Origin of the sequence: Streptomyces sp. CA2R106 (assembly GCF_037034245.1) — a bacterium.
Classification (GTDB): Bacteria; Actinomycetota; Actinomycetes; order Streptomycetales; family Streptomycetaceae; genus Actinacidiphila.
Window position 1 is genome coordinate 1 of record NZ_JBAGKC010000180.1, and the last position, 465, is coordinate 465.

At 67.5% G+C, this 465-nt stretch carries 1 protein-coding gene; it reads left to right on the forward strand.

What is annotated here, in order from left to right; all coding sequences use genetic code 11:
• Window positions 1-465: acyltransferase domain-containing protein (locus WA788_RS35630; protein ID WP_335984661.1), on the forward strand; the 465-nt coding region annotated here is incomplete at both ends.

Here is a 465-nt window from a genome sequence, read left to right on the forward strand (position 1 = left end):
GCATCTGGCGGGCACGGGTGGGATGGTGTCGGTGCCGGCCGGTCTGGCCGAGGTGGGGGAGTGGATTGCCCGCTGGGGTGGGGACTTGTCGATCGCGGCGGTCAACGCTCCCCGCCAGGTCGTGGTGGCCGGCGCCGCGCAGGCGTGTGCGGAGTTCGTCGAGGCGTTTGCGGAGCGTGGGGCGCGACGGATCGCGGTGGATTACGCCTCCCACACCGCACATGTTGAAGCGGTCGAGGACCGGTTGGGCGAGGATCTGGCGGGACTGTCCCCGGTCAGTGGTGCGGTGCCGTTCTATTCGACGCTTGAGGCGCGGGTAGTGGATACCGCCCAGCTGGATGGGGAGTATTGGTATCGGAATTTGCGGGAGCCGGTGCGGTTCGGTGAGGTTGTTGCCGGGTTGGTGGCTGAGGGGCATCGGGTGTTTGTGGAGGTCAGTCCGCATCCGGTGTTGGGTATGGCGGT